Genomic DNA, 22,025 nt, shown 5'->3' with positions numbered 1-22,025 from the left:
TAATATATATTTGATTTTTTACTAGATGCTAATTCATCAGTAAAAGAGCCCCCAGAAAATAATCCGGAGGCTCCTTTATTTACTTACTATTTCCGATTACTTAGTAACAGTAACAGAAGTAAATGTTGGGTGTAAGTTACCAGCTAAATCAGCAACATCGAAAGCTGCAGTTGGTTTCAACGTAATCGTTTTAGCCGCTTCTACAGCAGTCAATGAACGATCTAATGTTAAAACAACTTGGTTAGTAGAAGAACCCATAGTTTCAGTAACGTTTAAGCCAGCAATTGAAGCATCATCGAAGAAGATTCCGAAGTCAGCAACATCTACTGCTTCATCAACAGATAAAGCATTGATTGCTTCGTCGAACGTTAAAGTAATAGTGGCAGAACCTGGAATTCCTACGCTATTAGATGTCAATACTGCCGAAGTCAATGCTGGTTTATCATTTTCTACGAATGCTTTTTGTGAAGTAACTGTCTCTAAGACATTTCCAGCTAAGTCAGCAACATTCTTGACTGTGAAGTTGTAAGTTCCAGACTTCTTGATTGCACCCTCTTTAAGAGTCAACTTAACAGCTGTTTTAGCGTCCGATGTGAAGACAGCTTTTTCAGCTACAACTGATCCTTCGATCAAGTAGTTGTTAACGTCTAACGCTGAAGCTCCTACTTCTTCACTGAATACAACTGTAATTTCGTTGTTATTAGAAGATTGTGTACCAGAGATTACTGTAGGTTTTACAGTTTCACTTGCCGAAGTACCAACTGTGTAGTTAACAGCAGCAACTTCATTCGGATTAGCTACAACGTCACGGACTAAATCAGCTGGAAGACTGACATTGTACTTTCCTTTTTCTTGTGTATTAATAAGAATCTTAACTTGGTTTTTAGATCCAGTTACAGCAGATGCTGTTGTAGATAAGTTAACTGTCTTTTCTACGCCAGAATCAGTGATGTATGAACCAGTGATTGTTGGAGTAGCGTTTTGAACAGTTACATCTTCAGAGAACGTAACTACAAGGTAAAGCTGGTTATCAATGATTTTAACTTCTTTAGACGCTACTGTTGGTTTTACAGTATCTACAGGGAAGTTAACAAGTGAAGTTTTAGCAGTGCCTAAGTTACCAGCAACATCATAGAATGCTGAAACAGCGATATCTTTGATTCCGTTGAATGAAGAATCACGAACTGTAAGGACGCGACCAGACTCATCAAGGCTAGCATTAGTGTCAAGATCAGCAGTTACTCCACCAACTGTTGCAACTACGTTTCCAGCGCCAACAGCTACTTTTTCAGAGAAGTTAACAACTACATATCCAGCTTGTTTAGAAGAAATCGACTCAACAGTTGGAGCTACTTCGTCTACTGATTTTTTAACAACAGTGAACATTGCTGGGTTAGGAGTCATCAAGTTACCAGCGTAATCAACAAGGCTGCTGATTGCAACTGAGTAAGATTTTCCAAGTGTGAATGTATTGCTAGTAAGATCTAGAACGAATGATTTTTTATCAGCTGCGAGAGTAACAACTGGTGTGAATGATGCACCAGAAGCATCTGTAAGCTTAATTGTGTTTGCAAGAGCAGCAGAATCTGCTACGTTGATTGGCTCAGAGAACGTGAATGTAGCTTTACCATTCGCAAGGTATTCTGGCGAAGAAACTGTTGGGCGTACTTCGTCAACAAGAGAAACTACTTTCTCAAACTTATCAACTTTTGCACCTGAGACAGTTTTGATATCTTCAGTAGTTGCTACTGCATAGCTACCATTGAATGTATTTGGCGTAGAAATTGTTAAAGTTTTTCCATCAGTAGATAATTTACCAGTGACTGTACCAGGATTTGATGCAGTTCCTACACCAGTAAACGAAATGTGTTGTACTTCGTTAGAACCATTAAGTACTGTAGTAGCATCAACAGCTTTGTTGAAAGTTACAGTAACTTCTTTAGCGTTAATCGCCTTAACTTCTTTAACCATTGGAGCTTCGATTACGAAGTCTTTAGCAGGTGAAACAACTTCACCGACTTTAACTGCGAATGCGTGAGTTCCAGCTGGAAGTACAGCTGATTTAGCAGTCAATTTGCCGTCTTTGAGTTCAGCAGCAACTTTAATTGGCTCTTTAGTCATGTCTTTGAATGCATAGACAAGAACCTCTGCTTTAGCATCTTTTGCTGGGTATTTAACGTCAGCAGAAACTGAAAGCATATCGTCTTTGATTTCGTTCATCACGTTTGTGATTTCAGCAGCTTTGACTTCATAAGCGATTGAACCCTTGATTGAAGAGTTTTTGCCCATGTAGTTGTAAGACAATTTCATCATGCCAGCTTTGTCTGTTTTTTCAGCCGTGAGGTTGAAAGATTTAGCAGAACGAGCGATGACTTTACCGTCTTTGTATTTCACGTCGATTGTTGAAGGAAGGTTGAGTTTCTCACCAACTGCGACAGGAGCGAGCTTTGGCTCAACAACGTCAACTGGGTAGTTGTTCAACTTCACTTTGATCGAAGCTTTTTTCGTAGTACCTGAAACAGTACCAGAGATTGTTTGGTATTTACCGATGTATTTTTTGTCGTAAGAGACTTTGCCCCATTTGACTGAACGGTTTTCGTATTTCTTGTTTGAAAGCAATACTTTAACCGTTTTTGGAAGTGACAATTTTTTCACTGCGAATGTGTAACCACCGTAGTGTGAGATTGAAGCTGGGTTTGTAACAGATTTAACTGTGACTTTCGATGCAGCATCCGCCGTAAGGCCTGGTGCTACTGCTGAAGCTGTCACTGCAAGAGCAGCTGCTGCAGCGTATAATTTGTTCGATTTCTTCGTGCCCATGTGTAAAAATCCTCCCTTAATTAAACTACTAGTTGACTTGACGACTTGCCTCCAATAAAAGACAAAAGACAAACTTCAGGATCTCCTCCACCCAGCCTTTTCTCGTCCATACAATGGTAATGAAGTTGCTATTTCTACCAACTAAATTTCAATTGTATTTCAAATCCAAGTCAGATAAAGGAAGAAGTCTTACGTCCTGACGAAAATTGATAATTAGATAAAATAGGTAATATTAGAAACCTAATTTTCCCTTTTCTATCGAATCAGTATGTAATCGTCATTCCATAATTCTTATCGACACCTGATACTCCAATGTTTAACGATTTCTCGAAGAAAAATCGTTTTTCATGAATTTGCAGGTTAATCCCACTGTTTACCAGTTGTCTCGACCTACAAGAATAAATATACCGAAAGTGTTTCATTTCAACAACCCTAAATTTGTAACTAAAATGCAATCTAATGGTCTTATTAAAAATTTTTTACATGGTGTCTTATGGAAAATGATTTTCCGATTACCCTACTGTTAAAAAACACCTTTTTTTCGACAAAAAGTGACACGTTTTCACGACTGGGTGTCGAATGATTTTTTTATCAAAAAAGCTAGACTAACTTCTCTGCTTTTAGTCCGATTTTAAAAAACGCGGAAATGATTCGAAAGTCACGCTCTGATTTTCAAGTCGAAAGAGATCAAAAAAAAAATTTTTAGATGTTTTTTGATCCTTTCATTGCTTTTCCCCTAATTGTCCCTACTCACAAATTGTGTCGAAATCGTGAAAACGCATTCCTCGTCTGTTAGGAATGCGTTCTTTCTATAGATGATTAGCGCGTCACGTATATCTGCTTCGTTGTTTTCCCGTACCTGTTCTCAGAAGAGATAGTGATCTTTGTGCCACGCTTTGCTTTAGGGATTGAAAATGTATAGCGACCCGTTTGATTCGCTATTTGAGTATACGTCCGCTGGTTGATCGTTCCTCGCACTGTAGCATTCTTCTCCGTCGTCCCGCTGACCTGTCGCGCTCCGGCTTTAACCGGAGTGATTTGTAAGACTGGGAACAGGTGACTCGCTGTCATCCGGAAATGATAGTATCCGCTGTAGTACGTACTCCCAATCCGGAAGTAGTAGGTGCCTTTCGGAAGTTCGAGACTGTCCTTCCATCTCCCTGGTGTCTTCTCATTTCCGCTCAGACTCCGGTAATAGAGCGACTTGTTCATCGGGTCCGTCCATTCAATCGTCATGGATGGATCAATCATCGTCGTGACATCGAACGTCACCTGACTCTTTTTCGGCAGCGTCACACGGTAGTAATCGTTATGATCCTGCCAGGTCAGCAGACCACTATAACTTTGTGCAAACAATAGACGTGTTGCCTCGAGCACTCCGTCATTCGGTTCCTGTTCATTCGTCGTTACCGGTTGCATCGCTGCCTTGACCTGATAACGACCGGTTTGTGTACTCGTCCGTGACAAGGTCAGAAAGTAAGTCCCCGCTTCTACATAAACCGCTCGACGGAATTTTCCCGGCGACTTCTCTTCACTGACAAGATAGCTCGAGAAGACGTTCTCGTTTAAACTGTCCGTCAGACTGATCGTTGCATTGCCGCGCAGGTATGTATCGATGGCTAGTGATAGCTTGCCGTTTTTTGGAACGTTCACTTGATAGATGTCTTTTTCATCTTGCGCAGACAGCATTCCACGGATCGCTTGCTGAAACGGTAAGACTTGCGCTTCTAGCGTACCGTTGTTCGGTTCCTGATCATCCGTCGTGACGGTTTCTGCTGTCGCACGAAGCGTGTAGGCTGCCGGTCGCTTACTTAAGATGTATTCCGCTACGACGAGACGGTAGTTGCCCGGCTCCACGTATTCAGACAGGACAGCTTGTGCCGGTCTGACGCCGTCACTCGTTAAACTCTGATAGAGAACTTGTTTACCACGCTCATCCTGTAAGGTCACGCGTGTATTTTCACCGAATCCACTGACGTCGACAGTCAGCTTACTCGGACGCGTCACGGTGAGATCATACTTCGCTGACTCGTTGGCTTTTAGGACACCGGATACCGGTTGATCCCATACGAGTGGACCGTCCGCTTCGACCGCACCACCTGACCAGATGATCAATAGTAAGCTCAGCACACTCGCTCGCCCAATCATACGTATTCTATTCATCGCTTTCACTCCTTGTTTTTAGGTCATGCCTTCCTCAGTATACGAAACCACTTGCTGGAGGAAGCTTGTTCTTTTCAGGAGGATGGGAACCGGTTCTTAAAAATCAGCGATAACAAAAAAAGAAAGCCACGCAGGCTTTCTTTTTAAAGTCGACTTACTAGTGTTCGACCGAGTACAGCGTTCTTCTCCGACGAGTTCGTTTTTTCAATAGATGCTTTCTTACGAATCTCACGGTAAGGCGTACATCGACTTTTCCAGTGCTTCGAGAAACGGACGCTCGGCAAAGGCATGGCTCCGTTCTGCCGTGACGACGATCGTCTCCTTCTCGCGCTTAAAACGAACCGGTAGTCCTTCCGCGATCCAGTCGAGCTGGGCTTGCATCTTTTGGCGGATGCTGCCGCCCTTGCGTTCGGCTTCCATGAACTGACGTATGTACTGCAAGACATAGCCGAATCCGAACTCGATCGGAATTCGGAGTTCCGTCCCTCGTTGACGGATCCGGATTAGTCCCGCCCCGTAATGGACAGCACGTTCCCACTCTTCGTTCTGTCGTTGATTCCATCCGGGATATAACACGTGTGCCTCGAGCGCTCCTTTGGGACCACTCGGTTGAACCGCGAAATAATCGATCTGCATGTCGCCTCGTCCTTTCGTCTAGTAAAATAGGGATGACACCATGACTGGTCTCATCCCTAATGACAGGTCGCACTTAGCGTTTGTTCGAAAATTCTTTTCCCGGACGTCCGATCGCTTCATAAGCGACGCCTGCCGGGGCATCAACGTACTGCCAACAGTTCCGTCCGTCGATCAAGCGTGGCGTCTGCATGACGCGCGTCAACAGTTCCGGCGCCATCGTCTTCATCTCCGGCCACTCCGTCATGATGACAGCGACGTCCGCTCCGCGTAACGCTTCTTCAAGCGTCGGTTTCTGGTCAAGCAATGTCCGCGCCGCCGGATCATAGCCAACGACGACGACACCGAGTTGCTCGAGCCGTTCCGCGAGGCGTAAGGCTGGCGCATCCCGTAAATCGTCCGTGCCCGGCTTAAAGGCAAGACCGAGTAGCGCGACACGCATCCCCCGCTCCGGTCGGATCTTCGCGAGGACGTAATCGAGCTGGGCTTCGTTCGTCCGGTCAGCTGCTTCGATGACGTGCAGCGTCGTCTCGTGCGTTCGCGCAAGCGTCGTCAATGCTGCGATGTCTTTCGGGAAACAAGATCCGCCGTAGCCGGCACCCGCCCGTAAGAAGGCAGAACCGATCCGAGGATCAAGTCCAATCCCGTGAGCGACTTCCGTCACGTCGGCACCGACTGCGTCCGCGAGGCGAGCGATCTCATTAATGAAACTGATTTTGACGGCGAGGAAACTGTTCGCCGCATATTTCGTCAACTCCGCTGTCGTCGGATCAACGACAACGACCGGAGCTGTCGTTTGAAATAACTGCTCGACCGTTTTCGCAAAGGCGACATCCGTCGTCCCGATGATCAGACGGCTCGGCTGACGGTTGTCCGCGAGGGCCGTTCCTTCACGTAAAAACTCCGGCACCATCGCGAAGCGTAACGTCGGGTGCTCGTCTTGCAGGCGGGCCGTTGTTCCCGGTGGCACCGTCGACTTGACGATGACACTGGCACCGGGGCGTGTTTCTTCAATCAAACGTGCGACGGCTTCAACAGCCGATAAATCACAGCTGCCGTCTGCCCGTTCCGGAGTCCCGACGGCGATCAAGTACAAGTCGGACGCCGGATAGTCCGTCGTGAACTTCAAACGTTCGCGATTGAGACGAAGTGCGTCTTCGATTCCTTCTTCGGTGATCGGTGCGATCCCTTGCGCTAACCGTTCCATCCGTTCTGCATTCAAGTCGACACACGTCACCTCATGTCCGTTTTCTGCGAGTCCGATCGCAGTGACGAGTCCGACATATCCTGTCCCAATCACTGTTGCTTGCATCTCCATCACGTCCTTGTCCATTTTTCTCTGTCTTCACTATACGGGAGGAAAGCCGATTTGTGCATCGAAAAAGCTTTCCGAATACGCTATACTGAGTACGGAATGGAGGAATGCATGTGGCGATCATCATTTTTAGCCTCATTTGTCTCTTCGCGTATCGGATCCGTAAGCTTCCCGAAGTCCTGCGGTCGATTTTACTCGTCCTTGGTTTAATCAGTGGATGGTTCGCGTTATTTGAGATCATTGGATATATCGAAGCCAATCCGTACTTGGCGGCCATCCCGATCGCACTCGGGCTCGGCTATTGGTACTGGAAACGTAAACAATGTTCCGTCAAAAAGACGCCTTCGGATCAGTGAAGGCGTCTTTTCCTCTTACATATGAAAGCGCACGAGGGAGTCGTCCCTACGTGCGCTTTGCTTTTAGGATTGTTGCTTACGTTCCATCGACGCGATCTGTTCCTCGATATCAAGTAACTTCAATTCGTGTTCGAGCTCAAGGCGACGTTTCTTCCGTTTTAAGCGCGCGAGTTCTGCTTCCATCGAAGCTTTCGAGGCTTCCGGTGTTGCCGTCGTCTCACTTGATTGCATCGTCGCTTGGAGCGGATCAAAGACGTTTGACTTCGCGAACTGGGCTGCTTCCGGTCCGAACATATCTTGGATGATTGGGAGAATCTTGTTCAATGCCGTTCCCGGAATCTGTGATTTCTCATCGACTAACCGTTTCAACGCCAATTCATCGACACGATAGCCTTTGCCGTCCTGCTCCGCGTGCAATTCCCCTGTCCGAATCCAGCGCCGAACCGTCTCTTCCGATACCCGTAACAATTCACTGATCTGTTTTGTCGTCAACATCGAATCCCTCTTTCCTGTGATTTGGTACTACTATTATGCGCATATGTGTGCGTGTGTGTCAATCAACACACACCAATCCATAAAAAAAACGCCTCCGCGTAGGAGACGTTCCGTTTAAGCCTTATCGTTTTCGAACGAGCAACCATACTCCGACAACGGCACTCATGCCACCGACGACCGCGAACGGAAACGGCTTGTCTTCCCCTGCTTGCGGTAGACGTTCCGCTGTAACGGTTGGAGTCGACGTCGTATCCGCTTTTGCTGCGACCGGTGCTGTCGATTTTACCGGACTGACGACTTTCGTCGGCGTTTCCTTGACCGGTTTCGCCGGTGGAGCGAGTTCGACGGCAACCATCGTTCCGCCACCATCGCGTGTTAGATCAAGGACGGCGTCGACCGATTGACGCTTCAAGTGTTTTAAGAGATGCGCCTGAGCATCCTTCGCCTCACTCATGTCCTCTTCAAACGCAATGTAATCGAGGTGATGCATCGCCTTGACTGTATAACCGGCAGGCGCTTTGACTTTTAAGATGTACGTGCCGACCGGGAAGCTGTCTCCACCCGCAAAAGCGTGATCATCTCCTTCGTCTTCAATCGTCCATGCCGTTTCACCCGTGACCGTATCCAGTAACGTGTACGTCATCGGGACGGTCTCTTCTTTTTCCTGCGGCTGTTGGTCCCCATTCGCATCGACGAAGTTCGTCAGTGTCAGGAAGTGCGACGGTTCCATCATCTCGTCCCCTTCTGTCATACCGGCATCAATGATTCGGACGTCCCCTGCTTGGATCGTTACGTTCGTTGTTCCGAACGTGTTGACATCTGAATCCTGATGCGGCTTCGTGAACGTATACAAGCCGATGTCATAGCCATCGACCTTGACTTGATACGTCCCTGGCGTCACCTGTTCAAATATGTAGTTCCCTTGTTCCGTGATCGCCATGTCCGTGACGTCGCCACGTGGTGTGATCAAGAAGACACTAACGTCATCAAGAAGTGCTTCCGTCTCTTGGCGAATCCCGTCTTCGTTCGCGTCATACCAGACTGTTCCCGAGATTTGCCCCTTCGTCGCTTTGACGTTCGTCGCCGGAGCTGGTTTTGTTTCTGTGACCGGCTTTTCCTTTGTTGGCGTCGTCGGTTTTGATTGATTCGGTGTGACCGGTTGTGTATCCGGTTTGACGTCTGGTTTAACTTCCGGTTCTGTGACCGGCTCTTCCGGTGTCACAGGATCATCCGTTACCGGCTCCTCCGCGTCGACTTTCGGAAACTCAAGGATGATCGATTGCTGTGTCGTCGGTTCCGTGACGACGATCCGTGGTGCCGTCTCTGCTGTGAACGTCACCGTCGGATGTGCAGTGATATCAATGCCGTTTCCCGTCAAACCGTCTGAGAACGCAAGCGTCGTCTCACTCGTCACATCGACGATGCCTTCTCCTGTGAAGGTCAACGTATACGGTCCTGTCCCGCTTGCTGTCACGTCCCATTTCGATTCGGCTTGGACCGGAGCGATGCCCGTCCCACTCCACATCAGGAGTAACAAAAAGATGATGATTTTTTTCATGGTGTCTCATTCAGCTCCGTTTCTATAAGAAAAACATATCTAAATTTTAAACAACAACGTAAAATTAAACCAGATAATTTTGTTTGAACTGTCCTTTTTTTCAACTTTCCACCATTTTCCGTAAAGGTCGTGATTTTTCATGAAACGTATCCTTCCACTCCTACTCGGTGTCAGCCTCCTGACCCCGTCCGCCGTCTCGGCTGCTACGACACCACTTCCGGTGACGAGTCAGACGTTACGCGGTACATATGATGCGTCCGGACGTGTCGTCTTCACACTACCGTCAGCCCTCTATATCGAACGGGCGACGCATCTCGAATTCGATCTCGATCGCTCGAAAGGTTCCGTCTATACCTCAAAGACGAATTACAGCAAAGGGACGACCTACAAACGGTATCGCCAACTGCAAGACGAAGCGTTGATCTTCCCGCTCAGCTGGTCCGGTACACAGTATGTCGTTTTTGAAGGAAAACCCGGTACCCGCTACCAGATTCCTTTCAATCTTCGTAAACTCCAGCCGCTCTTGCCGATGAAACCAAGTGCGACGACGTCAAAGACCGCGAGTCTCCTCGTCAAGATGAAGCACGGCAGTCTGAAACAATCCGTCTCGACGTCGCTCCAGGCGACACGATCGTCGCTTCCGGGCCTGTCCCTCGAAGAATGGACGTTCAAGACGAAGGCCGCCGCGACGCAGGCAAAACGTTACTTGGAACGATCAGCTGCTGTTGACTACGTCGAACATACACAGACCGTCCGGACGGCAAAGGATATGTATCGCCCGTACCAATGGTCGCTCCAGAACACAGGACAACGAAAAGGAAAAGTCGGAGCTGACATCCAGTATGCCGCTGCCTTAAAACGCCTTGCCGGAAAAACGTTACAGCCGACACTCGTCGCCGTCGTTGATACCGGGATTAACTCGACCTATGCTGACTTCGCAGGACGTGTCCGGACCGATCTCGGGTACGACTTCATTCGCGGGAAGACGTCGGTCACGGATCCAGACGGTCACGGTTCCCATGTCGCCGGGATCATCGCTGCGAATGCCGATAATCTGTATGGCATTCAAGGGATTAATCCAGCGGCTTCCTTGATTCCGATTCGTGTCCTTGATGCACACGGGCAAGGGTACACGTCGGACGTCGCACGTGGTATTCTCCATGCCGTCAAAAAAGGCGCCCGCGTCATTAACCTTAGTCTGGAAATGGATGAAAAATCGCGTGCTATCGAGGATGCGATCGCATACGCCGATCAGAAGAAGGTGCTCGTCGTCGCTGCTTCCGGTAATGACGGCGCGAAGACGATCAGCTATCCTGCGCGCTATGCCCATGTCCTCTCTGTTGGCGCAACGGACCGAAAAGATATCCGCGCCTCGTTCTCGAACCGCGGAAAAGGACTCGATCTCGTCGCACCGGGCGTTGAGATCCCGAGTTATATCGGTGACGGTGAACTCGCCTATTCGAGTGGGACCTCGATGGCAGCCCCTCACGTCGCAGCAGTCGCAAGTCTCCTAATGAGCTTAAAACCGAGCTTGTCACCGAGCGCGACAGAGAAACTCTTAAAGTCGTCCGCTCGTGATCTTGGAACAAAAGGCTACGACACCTCATACGGCTACGGTCGCCTCGACGCGAACCGTGCCGTCTCGCTCGTCAAATAAACGACAAAGCGCCGATTCCTGTGACAGGAGTCGGCGCTTTATCGTTCATCGGATGATTTCGAGCGGAATCTCAATCCCGCGTCCTGCACCGGCGTCAATGACCAGGACAGGCAGGCGATTTTCGTTGAAAACTTCATCTTCAATGGTTGTATCTGAAGTGTACGTGCGAATCTCACCCATTTTTTTAGCGGAAAACGACACGAATGGGAACGGAATCGATTGATTTGAGACCTCTAACCGAATGTCGACTTGTTGGTCGTCAAGACGAATGTCATTCGTCGTCTTGATCGTCAAACGCATCCGGTCCTTACTCGTTAAGGAAATCTGGGCGGAGATGTTCTCTGTCTGACCAGCCCGTTTGATCGGGTCGACGATGACCGATGGGGAAGCGGTCTCGACCTTTTCAGCACGCTGACAGCCAGGGATGATCAATAAGGAAATCGCGAGAGGAAGCAACCAGCGTTTCATCTGGTCGTCACTTAATTGCGAATGTCAATTCGGCAGTGCAGGCGACTTCCCCGTCTACCGTCGCTGTGGCACGACCTTTTCCGATAGGTCCACGTAACTTCGTCAATTCAACTTCGAGGCGCAATTGATCGCCTGGCACGACTTGACGTTTGAAGCGGCAGTTCTCGATGCCGGCAAAGAAAGCAAGCTTTCCTTGATTCGCTTCCATCTTGAGGACAGCAAAAGCACCGACTTGTGCGAGTGCCTCGACGATGAGAACGCCGGGCATAACATTATAGTCAGGAAAGTGTCCGTTGAAGAATTCTTCGTTCGCAGACACGTTTTTTACTCCGACCGCGCGTTTGCCTTCTTCGACCTCTAAAATCCGATCGACGAGCAAAAAGGGATAGCGATGCGGAATGACTTCCTTGATTTGTTCGATTGTATACATTATTAAACAGCTCCCATCACTGACAAATTAAGATTTCATCCAAAAATCGGTGATGCGGGTCCATGTGTCGAGCTTTAACACATCCATTGCCTCGCCACCACCAAACGTTGCATACCCTACCATTGCACCGACGACCAGTGCGACGATGACGAGAACGAGAACGATCAACAACCGGACGAGAATTGGGACACGTCGCGTCGTGTATTTCCGAAGACGTGGTGTTTTCTTTTCAGATGTTCCGGCGTCCTTGCCTTGTTGATGTCGCTTTGAACGTTCACGCGTTGGCTGTTCCGTACCTGCTTGGTCTTGTACCATTTTGATCACCTTTCATTGATTCAGTCTAAGCGTAGTATAGCACATTAGTACCAGGTAACAATATCAGGAATGACTTTGTTTTCTCCTGGTTCCTAGCTAGTGTAACACGAGCGATCGGTAAACATTTAAAAAAAGTTTTCTTTTGTTATATAAGGAAGTAAAAAATTCGCAACACATTATTTCCGTAAATCTCACATTTTTTTAAATCCAAATGCCATCCATCCGCGTAAGCCTTACAGATTCACAAGCAACACTTACAAGCACAGGATGACACGGGCCCGGTTTCATCCCTCTATTCAAGTTTAGATCAACGCTTCCAAACGTTTTTCATATTAAAAACCAAAGCAAGCGCTCCACTACCTTAAAATCGAGAGGATGGATTCAACATGAAACACACTAAAAAATTCGCAGCATCAGCAATGGCAGCAGCACTCGTACTTCCAGGAACAGCAGCATTCGCTTCTGGTGGCGCAGATGACATGAAACAAGAGGCACCAAAGAACGTCACGGTCAAAACAAAAGCTGCTGACCTTCGTGCAACACTCGATCAGTTACTTTCAGAGCACTTCGTCCTCGCTGTCATGGACATGAAAAAACAATATGACGGTTCAAAAGACGCAGAATATTACGAAGCAGCACTTAAACAAAATGCACTCGATATGACACCAGCCATCGCTTCAGTTTACGGCGATGAAGGCGCAAAACAATTCGAGAAAATCTTCGTTGATCACAATAAATACACAACAGACCTCGTCAAAGCTGTAAAAGCAGATGACCAAGACGGCATCAACGCTTCGAAGAAAGAAACAGAAGAGTTCGTACAAGATCTCTCAAGCTTCCTCGATACAGCAACGGAAGGTAAACTCCCGAAAGCAGCAGCTGAAGAAGTCCTCCGTGCGCACGAAGCAGATGTCTACAAGACATTCCAACAATATGCAGCTGGTGACTACGAAGGATCGTACAACACGTTCCGTGAAGGATACAGCCGCATGTACGATATCTCTAAAGCACTCTCTGTTGCCATCACAACACAGATGCCTGAGAAATTCGATAACACGAAAGCTGACTCAAAAGCAGCAGATCTTCGTTCAACACTTAACAGCCTTGCAGCTGAACACGTTGCACTTGCAAACCTCAGCATGACAGCTGGTGTTGATAAAGCGAAGGATTACGATGCAGCAAACTGGGCTGAAGATATGCACACTGCAGACTTCAAAGCAGCGATCAAATCAATCTACGGTCAAGCCGGTGCGGATCAGTTCGAACAAGTTTGGACGAAAAACCACATCGAAGCACAAGCAAACCTTGTCACAGCAGCAATCAATGACGATAAAAAATTAATGGGTGACGCACAAGACATGCTCAAAATGTTCTCGAACGATTTCGGTGCATTCCTCGGTGCGGCAACAGAAGAAAACCTTCCAACAAAAGCAGCACAAGAAGCCGTATCAGGTCACGAGACTTACGTCCAAGATACGTTCATGCAGTATGTTGAAGGCGACTACAAAGGTTCTGTCGACACATTCCGTGAGTCTTACGCTTACATGTACGGCGTAGGTGAAAACCTCGGTGAAGCGATCGTCAAACAATCGCCAGAGAAATTCATGGATGGTACACCAGGCTCAATGCCGAACACTGGTAACGGTGGTATGAGCGACAACAACACAGCTGCAACAACAGGTGCAATCGCAGTATTCGGTCTTGCACTCGGAGCAGTTGGTCTTGTCCTCGCACGCAAACGTCAAAACGCCTAAGAAATTGGGTATAATCAAAAACAGGATAGCAATCTGCTATCCTGTTTTTACATAGAGAGACCCTTCTCTCGGAAAGGAGTTACACGTCATGCGAAAATGGTTACTGCCGACAAGCATCGTTTTGATGGTTGCTTCCGTCGGAACGCTCTTGTTCCTGCTCTTTAGCACACCGGAACAAGCAGCAACTAACATCACCCAAGGAACGGCGTCACCCAAGACGGTGACTTCTTCCGAGAATAAGAAGGAGGCGCCAGCAGAAGATCCGTTAAAACCATCGGACATCTTCAAAAAAGAGTTCAAGGATCTTTCGACGAATGAAGTCGAATTACCAAAGACTCTCTCGATTCCAACGCTTGACGTCAAAACAAAGGTCGAGCAAGTCGGTCTTGATAAGAATGGCGCCATGGCGACACCAAAGAATGAACAACAAGTCGGCTGGTATAAGTTTGGTCCACGTCCAGGCGATGTCGGGAATGCTGTCATCGATGGACACACCGATACGAAAACAGGTCCTGCCGTCTTCTATCAACTACGAGACTTAAAGAAGAATGATCAAATCAAGATTAAGGATGCTTCGGGACGGACGCTCGTCTTCCGCGTCAAGAAGCTCGTTCAATACGATCACTTGGATGCCCCGCTTCAAAAAATCTTTGGTGCTTCTGAGAAACGGAATCTTAACTTGATTACGTGTATCGGAACGTTTGACCAAAATGCCGGAACGTATGATGATCGACTCGTCGTTTTCACAGAACTCGATGAGAAAGCATCTGATCCCGTCAAAACACCACCGAAACCAGCCACGAACGTCCGCGTCAGTGGTGGATTCGTGAACTGGTATGCTTCTACGGATAAAGATGTCGTCAAATACAACATCTATCAAGAAAAAGACGGTAAACGCAAAAAACTCGGTACAACAGATGTCATCGAACGGAAAGCCTTCCCACTTCCAGAAGATGCGACGGGTCGTTTCATCATTACAGCCGTCAACAAAGCAGGCATTGAATCGGAAGAAGCTTTCAGTGCCGTACGTCGTTAAGATCCACAAAAAAGCCAGAGTCTAGCGACTCTGGCTTTTGACGTCCATCAATAACGAATATGCTGTTTGCTCCAGCGAATCGATTCCTTGAACTGACGGACGAGATCTTCTGCCGGTGCCGTTAAATAATAGGCCAGCCCGTGCACTTTTTCTGACATCTGCTGGACGACGAGACCATCTTCGATCAGCTCCTGCAGCTGTTCGAGGATTTGACCGTGTGACTGATCGATCCGTTGCTCGAGTTCCCCGATCGTCAACGCCCCATCACGCAAAAGATAAATGATACTCGACTTGAGGCTGTTCTCAAAGTTGTGTTGAAACTTCTGCAATGCCAGTAAATCGGCTTGTTCTTCGGTATGACGTGAATCCATCTGATCCCTGCCCCCTTTTTCTTAACTACGTCTTCAGTATGACGCACTTTTACGTGAATTTCAAAACTCAATCGCGCTCCGTGACAATCGTATCGAACGTCTTCTCTTCTTCCGTAATGACCATCTTCTTTTGCGACCGAAGATGATAGAGACGACGGATGTTCAGGATGACGACCTTCATGACGGCGTAGAACGGGACACCGAGTAAGACCCCGAAGAAACCAGCGATGTTCCCCGCAACCAGCAGGACGATGATGATCGTCAATGGATGGACATCGAGCGTTTTCCCTTGGACGAGCGGTGACATGATGTGCGAATCGATCTGTTGCGCGACCGTCATGACGATGATTGCATAAATCGCAAGAATCGGATCCTGGATGAACCCGACGATCAATGCCGGAATGACACCAAGGACTGGACCGAGAAACGGAATGATATTCGTCAGTGTCGCGAACAACGCAAGCAACAACGCATAATCAATCCCGATGATTAAGTATCCGATGTAGGCGATGATTCCGACACCAATGCTGACGATGACTTGTCCTCGGATATAGCTCATGATCGTCAAGTGGACGTCCCCGAGAATTTTTTTCGTTTCCTTATGGTACTCGTACGGCATCAGCTTGACGAGATTGCCTTTCAGCTTATCGCCATCAAGCAACATATAGATCAACATGATCGGGATGATGACGATCGTTACGACCGTCGTCGTCACGACACTGACGAATCCACCAACGCCCGTACCGATGTTCTTGAGGAACGTCGAAGCGTACTCCGAGATATTGCTAGAAAACTTATTGAACAAGTTATCTGGTCCTGAGAGGAAGCGTGAGAACACCGAACTGTTTTCAAGTTGCTCTCGGACATCGATCAATTGACGCTGAAACTGCGTCGCAAGTGTCGGAATCGAGTTGACGAACTGTGTAATCTGTTCTGATAGCATCGGACCGAAGATGAAGCCGAGCGTCGTCAAGATTCCGATCAGACCAACGAGGACGATCAAGACAGCAGGTCGTCGCTTCATCTTTTTCTCGAGCAACTCGACGATCGGTAGCAGGACATAATAGAGAATCCCGGCGATCGCAAGCGGTGGTACGACCATCTGTAGCAAAATCGCGACCGGTCGGAATAGGAACGTGACATGATCGCCAATCCAGACGATGATGAGTAACGTCATGATCCACCAGGCGAATCGGTACCATTTGTTTTCGAACATTTTTTGCATCTAACCACTTCCCTAATTTAAAGTATGAAGTTCCATATCCTCTATTGTTTTCCTTAAAACAACGCTTCTTAATCCTTATTCTCAGAAAATATATCGGTTCCTCCATTTTAACCAATATATGATATATTTGTTTTAATAAGATTTGCAGATTCAAATTTGCCGTACAAGTTGAATGTGCGTAAGATGAATATATTCGAACTTAAGCAATCTTTTTCATACATGTAAAATAGAATACGGAGGATACCCCAGTGAAATGGATCAACCATACCATCGGTCGCCAATTGATGTTCGCCTTCTATATGGTGTTCGTCGCCCTCAGCATCACGTCTGCGATCGTTTATTTCTACACGGAACAAAAAATCGATCAGGCGAATGCGACATTCGATGACTTACGTGAACGACGAACGAATGCCAACGCACTCGCAAGCGAGTGGACCGTCGCGCAAAGTAACGTCAAATCCTATTTGTTGACCGGCTCACAGGAAACACTGGATACCGTCAAGACGAATCAACAGGAAATCAATCGTTTAACGACATGGTTCGAGAAGTACGCCGTGTACGAGCAAGGGAAAGAGTACGCTACCGCGACACGTCAAATGTATGACGATTATTTCGGAACAGCACTGCCGCTTCTTACTGAATACGTCGACGGGAAGAAAGACGGGAAAATCGATGAAGCTTTTGTCGACCCTGATACCCTTGCTGCGCTTTCGAATGGGAAGGATCTGTTTAATGCAAACGGAACAATACGCGGATCGGTTAGTTTATCAGACGCTGATGTCGACATGACACGGATTGATACGTTACTTGCTGATTATCTGACGTTGATTCAAGGGAAGGAAGTCGAGGCAAAGAACGATCTTCTTGGCGAAATGCGTGTCGCCCAGTTCATCTGGCTGTCGAACCTCGTCGTCTTGATTCTCGTCCTCTTCTCTCTCGTTCGTCCATTCATCAGCCGCATTACGAAGCAGGTCAACGCACTGTCTCGCGATAGCGCTTTGCTTGCAACAGGTGAAGACATCCAAGCGATTCCATTACCGAAACGGAAGGACGAGCTGCATACGCTGACGGCATCATTCAATCAAATGGCGGCATCGATTGCCGACAACAAGGTCCATATGCTGGCGAAGAACGAAGAACTCCAGGCACAACAGGAAGAACTCGTCGCCCAGCAAGAAGAACTGCAAGCGCAACAGGAAGAGCTTGAGGAAGCACTCGATATCACGCTTCGGAGCGAACAACATCTCAAGTATCGCAATGAATTGACCGAGACGCTTGCGTCCCGTGAGACACTGACGGCGTATCCGGAAATCATCGAGAAGCTCGTCTCGATCACACATTCTGAGATTGGTGCATTGTTGTTCCTTAATCAACAGGAAGTCCGTTCAACGATCGATTATGGGATGACGGAAGAGATGGTCGGTCGTCTTGTCTCCGATGATCAATCACTCTTGCACCGCGCACGCCTCCTAAAGCGTCCAGTTCATTCATCGAAACAGGTCGCGCACGAAAGTCCGCTTCCATACCCATACTATATGTATGAGGTCGCAGTCCCAGTTCTTGATCCGACGAAAGAGCACATGATCGCCTGTATCTATCTCGTGCGCTATCGCGATGCCTTCACAGCGGAACAGATGGATGACATCTTGTCGTTCTCGCACCAATTATCGCTTTCCCTTCTCCGGATGGGCATTTATGAAGAAATGATTCGTGAGAAGAATAAGACGACCCAACTATTAAACTCGATTCGTGAAGCCGTCGTCTACATCGAACATGAGACGGACGAATTGCTCGTCAACGAACCGCTGATGACGTTGTTCCCGGAAGTACCAACAGAGTTCAAAGACGAAGAGCGCTCTGCCTTCCAGCAAGCGATGCAGGCACTCGCTGACATCATCGATGAACCAGCACCATTTGAGCGTTACATCGAACAGATCGTTGAGCTGAATTTACCAAAAGATAGCTTGATCGTCTCGATTCGAAAACAGAGTACGTACATCCAGATTTATGCCGAGAAGATTGAAGTCGACGGCATGTGGGTCGGTACGATGCTTGTTCTCCGTGACGTCACAAAGGAAACGGAAGCCGAGCGGATGAAGGAAGAATTCGTCTCGACCGTCTCGCATGAATTACGGACCCCACTCTCTTCGATCTATGGCTTCACCGAGCTGATGCTCAACAAACGGTTCGAGGAAGAACGGCAACGGAAATATCTCCAGACGATCCACTCCGAGACGGGTCGCCTGACGACGCTCGTCAATGACTTCCTCGATGTTCAACGGATGGAATCGAGCGAACACCGTTACGAGATGACGACGTTTGATGTCGTCGAACTCGCCCAGGATTTAATCGAGTTCTATGATGTCTCGCATGAGACACACACGATTGATTTCGAGGCACGTGGACCGATCATGATCGACGGCGACGCAGAAAAGATGAAGCAGTTGCTCAACAACCTGCTCAGCAATGCCGTCAAGTACTCACCGAGCGGTGGGACGGTCTTGATACGGATTACAAATGAACTTGGTTTCGCCCAAATCCGCATCCAGGATGAAGGCATCGGGATTCCACAAGACGCGCTTCCGAAGTTGTTCGATAAGTTCTACCGTGTCGATAACTCCGAGACACGGAAAATCGGTGGAACCGGTCTTGGTCTATCGATCTGTAAGGAAATCGTTAAACACCACAGCGGAACGATTGATGTCGAATCCGTCGTCGGTGTTGGATCAACCTTTACGATCCGTTTCCCGATTGCTGTCATCTCGACCATCCTCACGTATGAAGATTAATCACCTGACCGTTCACATCATGTGGACGGTCTTTTTTGTCGTTAGATTCGACGACGTGCGGGGTATAGTCAAAAGCGCATTAGGATAAGGAGGAATCAACATGCAACTGGGATGGATTGGTTTAGGACATATGGGTATACCGATGGCAAAACGTCTGCTTGACGGTGGGCATGACGTGATTGTCTACAACCGGACGTTTGAAAAAACAGCGCCGTTGACTGCTCGAGGAGCAAAAGCTGTCAAAGAAGCACAGGAAGCAGTACGTCAAAGCGACATCATCTTCGTCATGCTCGCGGACGGACCAGCTGTCGCGTCCGTTCTCGAGAGTGTAACAGACGACCTCACAGGTAAGACGATCGTCAACTTGAGTACAATCTCACCGGAAGAGACAAGGAAGATGGCTCGGCTTGTCGAAGAGAATGGTGGGACGTATCTTGAAGTTCCTGTTTCGGGGTCCGTCCCCGTCGCAGAAAACGGGCAGCTCGTCTTGCTTGCTGGCGGTGACGCAGACGTCGTCACGGCTTGTCAGCCGTATCTTGATCTACTCGGAAAGGAAACGATCCATTTCGGTCCACATGGCTCAGGAAGTGCGGCAAAACTTGCCATCAATCTCTTACTCGCCGTCGTCGGACAAGGAGTCGCGGAGACGTTGTTGCTCGGAGAAGGTGCGGGTCTTGAGAAAGAGAAGCTGATCCAGATGATCAGTGCATCGGGCATGAACACGCCGCTCTTCACCGGTAAACGGGACATGTACCGGAACAACGATTTCCCGTCTGCCTTCCCGCTTCGCTTGATGGCGAAGGATCTCGGGCTGATCATAACTGAAGCAAAACGTCAGCAGCTCGAGTTGCCGCTCGCTCAAGCAGCGGATCGTAGTTATGCGAAGGCAAAGCTTGACCATGGGAATGCCGATATGGCCGCTATTTATCAAGCGCTACAAGACTGAATATAAAAAGCAGATCCGCACTCAAATCTGAGGCGATCTGCTTTTTCATGTTATTTCAGTGACGTGACGATTCCCATCATCTGATCGGTCGTCATCAGTGCTTTTGAATTGAATTGATACGCCCGTTGAATCTGTGTCAAATTCGTCATCTCGGTTGCCATATCGACGTTCGACGACTCGAGTGTGCCGACCGTCAATGGGTTGCCACCGACCGCCTGATATTGTTCCGGTGTCGTGAATAAACCAGAACCGTCTTCCGTCAACTGGTTCGGATTGTCGATATACCCGACACCAATCCGTGCGAGGACACGGCGCTCTCCATTGACGATTCCCGTGACGTTGCCGTCCTTGTTCAATTCGACACCCGTCGCATCCGCAGGTAAGAGAATTGGTTCATTTTGACCGTTGACGACAGACCGTCCCGCGTCATCCGTCAATTGAATACGCCCATCGGCTTGCGGAGATAGTTGGAAGTTTCCGTCTCGCGTGAACTTCGTCATCCCATCCCGATCGATGACCGCAAAGAAATGATGCGGATCCGATAAGGCGGCATCGAGTGCCCGGTCCGTCCGTTTGAACGTTCCCATCGAAAAGCGCGTCGCTTCATTGGCGACATAACCGCCGACACCGATTCGTAAGCCGGCCGGTGTCGATAAAGGTCCCGTTTGCAACGTAGCCGGTTGATTCTGGATGTTACGCGTCAACAGCTCTTTAAACTGGGCGTCACGACGTTTATATCCGTTCGTATCGACATTCGCTAAGTTATGCCCGGTCGTATCGAGTTGTTTTTGTAATTGCGCCATTGTACTAGCTGACGTATAGAGTGATTGCATGGTGTTCCCCTTTCATTATCGGACGCGACCGATTTCAGAAACTGCCTTTTCCGCTGTCCGATCATACGCTTGAATGACTTTTTGATTCGCTTCAAACTGACGCAGACCAGCGTTCATCTCTGCCATCGTTTGTTCGATTGCGACGTTCCCTAGTTCAAGTACCCCTTGATCGACCTTGACGTTGCCTTGCGCCAGCGCTTCAGGTGCCCGGTAGAGTCCGTTTTCGACTCGTTCAAGTTGTTCCGTATTATTCGTCGTCACGAGTCCAAGTCGTCCGACTTGTTCTCCGTTCCCACGCGTCACGATACCTTCAGGTGAGACTTTGAAATCGTCATTGCCGACGTTCATGATATTTCCGTTCTCATCGAGTACCTGATCGCCGTCCGTCGTCCGCAAGATACCGTCTCCATCGACCGCAAACTGTCCGTTCGTTGTATACAACACTTCTCCTTCAGGTGCTGTTCCGCCTCCATTACCATGTAGGATCGTAAACATCGGTACGCCTTCCGCCGAACTGATCTGTAAATCCGTCGCATTTCCTGTCTCCGTGATGGATCCGGGTGCGAAGTTCGGTGTCGCTGCCTGCATGAACACACCTGTCGCGAGTGTACCGACGTTTCCAGCAGGTCGAATTCCCGTCCGTTCATTCGTCGCCGCTTGATGGATCATCATCTCTGGAAACGTGCGCAGGGATGCTTGATCGGCACGGAAGCCGGGCGTCCGTGCATTCGCTAAGTTATTACTCAACATCTCTTGTTGGCGTTGCAATGCCTGCATCGCACCGGATGCCGTATACATTCCGCGTAACATCTATATTTCATCTCCTCATTGACTTCATGTTCAATTCTATCTTTTAGTATA

General features: G+C 48.3%; 19 protein-coding genes. 6 read left to right on the top strand and 13 right to left on the bottom strand.

The window, feature by feature from the left end; all coding sequences use genetic code 11:
- Positions 1-96: 96 nt before the first annotated feature.
- From EXG77_RS02165 to EXG77_RS02150, 4 genes are all read right to left on the bottom strand, one after another.
- Positions 97-2,820: an Ig-like domain-containing protein gene (locus EXG77_RS02165; protein ID WP_052017080.1), complete on the bottom strand. Its 2,724-nt coding sequence runs from the start codon at positions 2,818-2,820 to the stop codon at positions 97-99.
- Between the two features lie 819 nt (positions 2,821-3,639).
- Entirely contained in the window at positions 3,640-4,983 is a 1,344-nt protein-coding gene (locus tag EXG77_RS02160) for a hypothetical protein (RefSeq protein WP_145981721.1), read from the bottom strand.
- 228 nt (positions 4,984-5,211) lie between these two features.
- Positions 5,212-5,619, bottom strand: a complete 408-nt coding sequence (locus EXG77_RS02155; protein WP_035395896.1) for a hypothetical protein — start codon at positions 5,617-5,619, stop codon at positions 5,212-5,214.
- A 73-nt stretch (positions 5,620-5,692) separates the two neighbouring features.
- Positions 5,693-6,928, bottom strand: a complete 1,236-nt coding sequence (locus tag EXG77_RS02150) for a UDP-glucose/GDP-mannose dehydrogenase family protein (RefSeq protein ID WP_035395894.1) — start codon at positions 6,926-6,928, stop codon at positions 5,693-5,695.
- 110 nt (positions 6,929-7,038) lie between these two features.
- Here EXG77_RS02150 and EXG77_RS02145 point away from each other — a divergent pair, with 110 nt between their 5' ends.
- Positions 7,039-7,287: a hypothetical protein gene (locus EXG77_RS02145; RefSeq protein ID WP_035395891.1), complete on the top strand. Its 249-nt coding sequence runs from the start codon at positions 7,039-7,041 to the stop codon at positions 7,285-7,287.
- Positions 7,288-7,350: 63 nt separating this feature from the next.
- On the opposite strand, the gene EXG77_RS02140 is transcribed toward EXG77_RS02145, so the two are convergent.
- Positions 7,351-7,782: a helix-turn-helix domain-containing protein gene (locus EXG77_RS02140; RefSeq protein WP_023469473.1), complete on the bottom strand. Its 432-nt coding sequence runs from the start codon at positions 7,780-7,782 to the stop codon at positions 7,351-7,353.
- A 121-nt stretch (positions 7,783-7,903) separates the two neighbouring features.
- Entirely contained in the window at positions 7,904-9,340 is a 1,437-nt protein-coding gene (locus tag EXG77_RS02135; RefSeq protein ID WP_035395889.1) for an SdrD B-like domain-containing protein, read from the bottom strand.
- A 139-nt stretch (positions 9,341-9,479) separates the two neighbouring features.
- On the opposite strand from EXG77_RS02135, the gene EXG77_RS02130 reads away from it, so the two are divergent.
- Positions 9,480-10,997: a S8 family peptidase gene (locus EXG77_RS02130; protein ID WP_238987907.1), complete on the top strand. Its 1,518-nt coding sequence runs from the start codon at positions 9,480-9,482 to the stop codon at positions 10,995-10,997.
- A gap of 45 nt (positions 10,998-11,042) precedes the next feature.
- Here the strand turns inward: EXG77_RS02130 and EXG77_RS02125 are convergent, their stop codons facing one another.
- Genes EXG77_RS02125 through EXG77_RS02115 form a run of 3 tightly spaced genes read right to left on the bottom strand, consistent with a single transcriptional unit; the run spans position 11,043 to position 12,210 of the window.
- Positions 11,043-11,465, bottom strand: coding sequence for a hypothetical protein (locus EXG77_RS02125; RefSeq protein ID WP_023469476.1), 423 nt, complete (start codon positions 11,463-11,465; stop codon positions 11,043-11,045).
- 7 nt (positions 11,466-11,472) lie between these two features.
- Positions 11,473-11,895 carry a 3-hydroxyacyl-ACP dehydratase FabZ gene (gene fabZ / locus EXG77_RS02120; protein ID WP_023469477.1) on the bottom strand — a complete coding sequence of 141 codons (423 nt, stop codon included), beginning with the start codon at positions 11,893-11,895 and terminating at the stop codon, positions 11,473-11,475.
- A 27-nt stretch (positions 11,896-11,922) separates the two neighbouring features.
- The gene (locus EXG77_RS02115; protein ID WP_023469478.1) at positions 11,923-12,210 is read right to left on the bottom strand and encodes a DNA-directed RNA polymerase subunit beta; all 288 of its coding nucleotides are present in this window, start codon (positions 12,208-12,210) and stop codon (positions 11,923-11,925) included.
- Between the two features lie 386 nt (positions 12,211-12,596).
- On the opposite strand from EXG77_RS02115, the gene EXG77_RS02110 reads away from it, so the two are divergent.
- Together EXG77_RS02110 and EXG77_RS02105 are read left to right on the top strand one after the other, a co-directional pair.
- Entirely contained in the window at positions 12,597-13,964 is a 1,368-nt protein-coding gene (locus EXG77_RS02110; protein WP_023469479.1) for a hypothetical protein, read from the top strand.
- Between the two features lie 88 nt (positions 13,965-14,052).
- On the top strand, positions 14,053-15,000 hold the full coding sequence (locus EXG77_RS02105) for a class F sortase (protein ID WP_035395887.1): 948 nt from the start codon (positions 14,053-14,055) through the stop codon (positions 14,998-15,000).
- 47 nt (positions 15,001-15,047) lie between these two features.
- On the opposite strand, the gene EXG77_RS02100 is transcribed toward EXG77_RS02105, so the two are convergent.
- Complete coding sequence (locus tag EXG77_RS02100; protein ID WP_023469481.1) at positions 15,048-15,371, bottom strand: helix-turn-helix domain-containing protein; 324 nt, start codon at positions 15,369-15,371, stop codon at positions 15,048-15,050.
- Between the two features lie 67 nt (positions 15,372-15,438).
- Complete coding sequence (locus EXG77_RS02095) at positions 15,439-16,596, bottom strand: AI-2E family transporter (RefSeq protein ID WP_035395884.1); 1,158 nt, start codon at positions 16,594-16,596, stop codon at positions 15,439-15,441.
- Positions 16,597-16,844: 248 nt separating this feature from the next.
- Here EXG77_RS02095 and EXG77_RS02090 point away from each other — a divergent pair, with 248 nt between their 5' ends.
- Together EXG77_RS02090 and EXG77_RS02085 are read left to right on the top strand one after the other, a co-directional pair.
- The gene (locus EXG77_RS02090; RefSeq protein ID WP_035395881.1) at positions 16,845-19,385 is read left to right on the top strand and encodes an ATP-binding protein; all 2,541 of its coding nucleotides are present in this window, start codon (positions 16,845-16,847) and stop codon (positions 19,383-19,385) included.
- Between the two features lie 100 nt (positions 19,386-19,485).
- Complete coding sequence (locus tag EXG77_RS02085; RefSeq protein ID WP_035395878.1) at positions 19,486-20,331, top strand: NAD(P)-dependent oxidoreductase; 846 nt, start codon at positions 19,486-19,488, stop codon at positions 20,329-20,331.
- Positions 20,332-20,381: 50 nt separating this feature from the next.
- Here the strand turns inward: EXG77_RS02085 and EXG77_RS02080 are convergent, their stop codons facing one another.
- On the bottom strand, positions 20,382-21,164 hold the full coding sequence (locus EXG77_RS02080; RefSeq protein WP_035395874.1) for a flagellar hook-basal body protein: 783 nt from the start codon (positions 21,162-21,164) through the stop codon (positions 20,382-20,384).
- Positions 21,165-21,179: 15 nt separating this feature from the next.
- Positions 21,180-21,974, bottom strand: a complete 795-nt coding sequence (locus tag EXG77_RS02075; RefSeq protein ID WP_035395871.1) for a flagellar hook-basal body protein — start codon at positions 21,972-21,974, stop codon at positions 21,180-21,182.
- Positions 21,975-22,025: the final 51 nt, after the last annotated feature.

The sequence above is a fragment of the Exiguobacterium sp. OS-77 genome (genome assembly GCF_000414195.2).
Classification (GTDB): domain Bacteria; phylum Bacillota; class Bacilli; order Exiguobacteriales; family Exiguobacteriaceae; genus Exiguobacterium_A; species Exiguobacterium_A indicum.
The sequence above is the reverse complement of the archived record's forward strand: the minus strand, read 5'-3'. Positions and strand labels throughout refer to the sequence as shown.

Coding starts and splice junctions, on each gene's coding strand:
- EXG77_RS02140 (WP_023469473.1), bottom strand. CDS start 7,782: ATGTTGACGACAAAACAGATCAGTGAATTGTTACGGGTATCGGAAGAG.
- EXG77_RS02150 (WP_035395894.1), bottom strand. CDS start 6,928: ATGCAAGCAACAGTGATTGGGACAGGATATGTCGGACTCGTCACTGCG.
- EXG77_RS02095 (WP_035395884.1), bottom strand. CDS start 16,596: ATGCAAAAAATGTTCGAAAACAAATGGTACCGATTCGCCTGGTGGATC.
- EXG77_RS02135 (WP_035395889.1), bottom strand. CDS start 9,340: ATGAAAAAAATCATCATCTTTTTGTTACTCCTGATGTGGAGTGGGACG.
- EXG77_RS02130 (WP_238987907.1), top strand. CDS start 9,480: ATGAAACGTATCCTTCCACTCCTACTCGGTGTCAGCCTCCTGACCCCG.
- EXG77_RS02105 (WP_035395887.1), top strand. CDS start 14,053: ATGCGAAAATGGTTACTGCCGACAAGCATCGTTTTGATGGTTGCTTCC.
- EXG77_RS02110 (WP_023469479.1), top strand. CDS start 12,597: ATGAAACACACTAAAAAATTCGCAGCATCAGCAATGGCAGCAGCACTC.
- EXG77_RS02080 (WP_035395874.1), bottom strand. CDS start 21,164: ATGCAATCACTCTATACGTCAGCTAGTACAATGGCGCAATTACAAAAA.
- EXG77_RS02075 (WP_035395871.1), bottom strand. CDS start 21,974: ATGTTACGCGGAATGTATACGGCATCCGGTGCGATGCAGGCATTGCAA.
- EXG77_RS02085 (WP_035395878.1), top strand. CDS start 19,486: ATGCAACTGGGATGGATTGGTTTAGGACATATGGGTATACCGATGGCA.
- EXG77_RS02145 (WP_035395891.1), top strand. CDS start 7,039: ATGCATGTGGCGATCATCATTTTTAGCCTCATTTGTCTCTTCGCGTAT.
- EXG77_RS02125 (WP_023469476.1), bottom strand. CDS start 11,465: ATGAAACGCTGGTTGCTTCCTCTCGCGATTTCCTTATTGATCATCCCT.
- EXG77_RS02100 (WP_023469481.1), bottom strand. CDS start 15,371: ATGGATTCACGTCATACCGAAGAACAAGCCGATTTACTGGCATTGCAG.
- EXG77_RS02160 (WP_145981721.1), bottom strand. CDS start 4,983: ATGAATAGAATACGTATGATTGGGCGAGCGAGTGTGCTGAGCTTACTA.
- EXG77_RS02115 (WP_023469478.1), bottom strand. CDS start 12,210: ATGGTACAAGACCAAGCAGGTACGGAACAGCCAACGCGTGAACGTTCA.
- fabZ (WP_023469477.1), bottom strand. CDS start 11,895: ATGTATACAATCGAACAAATCAAGGAAGTCATTCCGCATCGCTATCCC.
- EXG77_RS02165 (WP_052017080.1), bottom strand. CDS start 2,820: ATGGGCACGAAGAAATCGAACAAATTATACGCTGCAGCAGCTGCTCTT.
- EXG77_RS02155 (WP_035395896.1), bottom strand. CDS start 5,619: ATGCAGATCGATTATTTCGCGGTTCAACCGAGTGGTCCCAAAGGAGCG.